The organism is Furfurilactobacillus siliginis (assembly GCF_001437435.1).
Taxonomy (GTDB): domain Bacteria; phylum Bacillota; class Bacilli; order Lactobacillales; family Lactobacillaceae; genus Furfurilactobacillus; species Furfurilactobacillus siliginis.
Genome location: NZ_JQCB01000005.1, coordinates 13,006 through 16,218 on the forward strand (window position 1 = coordinate 13,006; position 3,213 = coordinate 16,218).

Genomic DNA, 3,213 nt, shown 5'->3' on the forward strand with positions numbered 1-3,213 from the left:
TGTAACGGTAAGGTACGCTAGTTTCCCGCCTGCGAACGCAGTGAGCTCACTGTTATCCTGTTTTGGCGGAGACACTCACCAAGAGTGCTAGAAGTTGATAAGCTTAGTGCCGTGTAATTCTTTGACAGACAGTGCGTCGGCCAGAGCCGCGGCGTTGTCAGCAGTGATACCACCGCCGGGTAAAATCAGGAGCCGACCGGCAGCAGATTGAATGGACTGTTTCAATTGGTCGAAGTGAGCTTCAATTGGTTCGTTTAAAGGACCACCATGTGTCAGAATCCGGTCAAAGTCATGTTCGGCTAGCCAGTCGATTGCTGCAGCTTGATCTGCTGCAGCAATTTCATCAAATGCCATATGGAAGGTTAAACTCATACCGCCAGCGGCTGCCAATAATTGTTCGAGTGCTTCTGTATCTAGCTTGTGATCAGGGGTGAGGGCACCGATTGCGATGCCATCAATGCCTAATTCCTGAGCAGAAAATAAGTCTGCTTCCATAATCTTGATTTCGGTATCGTTGTAAACGAAGTCACCGCCACGAGGGCGAATCATTGCCGTTATCGGAACGTGATGTTCGCTGGCATAACGGCTGGCCTCACTCATGACCCCACGGCTGGCTGTGGTGCCACCAACGGTTAGATTATCGTTTAATTCAATTCGATTTGCGCCAGCAGCAATGGCGGCGGGAATCGCGGTAAAGTTTTCAACGGCTACTTCAGTAAAAATAGATGTGCTCACAAGAATGCTCCTTTAATTAAGTAGTGCGGCAGCAAGTCTATTCAAAGACAACACAGACACCTTCTGGAACCGTTACATTTTTTTGCAACAAGGTCAGTTGACCAGTTGTGGCGTTACGCCGGTATAATGTAGCGTTGTCAGTGTTTTGATTGACGACCACAGCAAATTGTTGGGTCGCGTCCAAGGCAAAGTCACGTGGAAAGTCACCTTCTGTGCTAATTTGCTGCCGTAGCGCTAGTGTACCATCTTCTTGGACAGCAAACACGGCTAATGTGTTGAAGCCACGGTTACTAACGTAGACAAATTGACCGTCAGCGGTTAAACGAATCGCAGCGGCACCGTTATGTTCTGTCCAGTCTGCGGGAATCGTTTTTAAAGTTTGTAAATGTGTCAGTGTGCCAGTGGTAGGATCGTACTTTAAAGTAGCAATTTCACTGCTTAATTCACCGACTAAGTAGCACAAGTTTTTTTGCGTATTGAAAGCGACGTGACGAGGGCCAAAACCAGGCTCAGTTTGATAAGTAGATACCAGGCTCAGTTTGCCATCATCTGAAACATCATAAATCGTCACTTGATCCATACCGAGGTCACACACAATGAGCCGATTGTCAGGCGTCAAATCCGTGTAGTGAACATGAGGACCATCAGTCTGTTCAGGTGCAGGACCAACTGCCCCTTGGTGTGTGATTACGTCGGCCAGTGCTAAGGAGCCATCAGCTTGAATGGCAAAACTTTTAACGGTGGCAGTGTGGTAATTACCTTCATAAACAAGTTGCCGTTTTTCATCTACGGCGACATAGGCGGGACTAGAGCCCTTTGAAAAGACGTGGTTAAGTATTTCTGCAGGGGACTTGGTTAGGTCAAACGCAGTCGTACCACCAATACCTTCTGCTGCATTTTTATCAACCGCATACAGTTTGTGAGCGGCAGATAAAGCCAAATAGGTTGGACTATCCGCACGCGCAACAAGGTTTGGCGCGGTGAGTTGTTCTTTGTCGGTGTCGATGGCCATTTCGTAGACCCCGTCACTTGTTTTCTTGGTGTATGTACCAACTAAAAATTTTTCAAGCATGTGATTTTCCTCCTCAACTTACTGGTTTAGTATAGCATAATGAAAACGATTACTTAAGTCTGTCAATGGGATACTGACGGGCGTGAGACACCTAATTGCAACCATAAGTATGCTATACTGCAAACAATCATTTAAACCTAAGGGAGGCGCTTTGATGGCAGCTCAACAACCAAAACGACCACGCTTTTTAAGTGGCAGCACCGCGCGACGAATTATTACCTATTTAGTGATGATTTTATTAGCGGTCGCCATTTTATGGATTTTAAGTCAGATTAAATGGATCTTTCGTCCGTTTCAGCAGTTCTTTGCCATTGTTGGGGCACCAATCATCTTAGCAGGGGTGTTTTACTATTTACTAAACCCGATTGTGGATTGGTTAGATCGCCGGTTTAAAATCCGGCGTAGTTGGTCGATCATCGGGTTGTTTATTTTGGTCGGCGGCTTACTTGCTTGGGGACTGGTAGCATTGATTCCAGTCTTGCAAGAACAAATCAGTAGCCTCGTGAAAAACTGGCCGCATTACTGGGACAGCCTGTTAAATTCCTCGCAGTCGTTTTGGCAGGACGCAAACTTTAAATGGGGACGGGATTTACTAAATCAGTATGATAGTCAGCTTGAAAAGAGCATGAGTGGGTTGATTAAAAACACTGCCTTTAGCACAGTCGGTGGCATTAGTAGTGTCGTTGGGTCGATTACGACAGCCTTAATTGCACTAGTTACATTTCCATTTTTACTGTGGTACATGCTACGTGATGGCCGTCAGTTTCCCAAAGCGGTTGCACGTTTTCTGCCGGATCGGTTACAACCATCCTTTTTAAAAGTTCTCAATGAAATGAATAATCAAGTTGCCAATTACATTCGGGGGCAACTGACGGTCGCATTTTTTGTTGCCTTGATGTTCTATGTCGGGTATTTAATTATCGGCTTGAAGTTTGCCTTAGTATTAGGAATCGTGGCGGGTTTACTAAACTTGATCCCGTACCTGGGTTCCTTCTTAGCAATGGTGCCGGCAGTGGTGATCGGCATTTTCATTTCGCCGTGGATGTTGGTTAAGGTACTCATTGTCTTTATCATCGAGCAAACGATTGAAGGCCGGTTGATCTCGCCATTGGTCCTTGGACAAAGTTTGAAAATTCACCCAGTGACCATCATCATCGTCTTGTTAGCCAGTGGAAAAATTTTCGGCGTGCTTGGCGTTATCTTTGGGGTGCCAGGCTACGCAATTCTGAAAGTGATTGGGTCGCACCTGTATCAATACTGGCGTGCTCAGTCACGCTGGTACCAGTCTTCCACGAATGGCGACGACGTTTAGATTAGCCGGCTGTTGCCGTGTCCCCCAGCGCCAGGTTATTAGCAAGTTCGCTTCGCTCACCGTCGACCAGATGTAGCGCCTTACCGCTTCGGCT

Annotated in this window: 3 protein-coding genes; 1 reads left to right on the plus strand and 2 read right to left on the minus strand. The window is 46.6% G+C overall.

Annotated elements, in window-relative coordinates; translation table 11 throughout:
* Positions 1 to 87: 87 nt before the first annotated feature.
* Both IV55_RS04640 and IV55_RS04645 read right to left on the minus strand, forming a co-directional pair.
* Positions 88 to 723 (minus strand): copper homeostasis protein CutC, encoded by a 636-nt coding sequence (locus IV55_RS04640; protein ID WP_057810106.1) that lies wholly within the window; start codon positions 721 to 723, stop codon positions 88 to 90.
* A 49-nt stretch (positions 724 to 772) separates the two neighbouring features.
* The gene (locus tag IV55_RS04645) at positions 773 to 1,807 is read right to left on the minus strand and encodes a lactonase family protein (protein ID WP_057809830.1); all 1,035 of its coding nucleotides are present in this window, start codon (positions 1,805 to 1,807) and stop codon (positions 773 to 775) included.
* Between the two features lie 154 nt (positions 1,808 to 1,961).
* Between IV55_RS04645 and IV55_RS04650 the strand changes: the two genes are divergently transcribed.
* Entirely contained in the window at positions 1,962 to 3,119 is a 1,158-nt protein-coding gene (locus IV55_RS04650; RefSeq protein ID WP_057809832.1) for an AI-2E family transporter, read from the plus strand.
* Positions 3,120 to 3,213 lie beyond the last annotated feature (94 nt).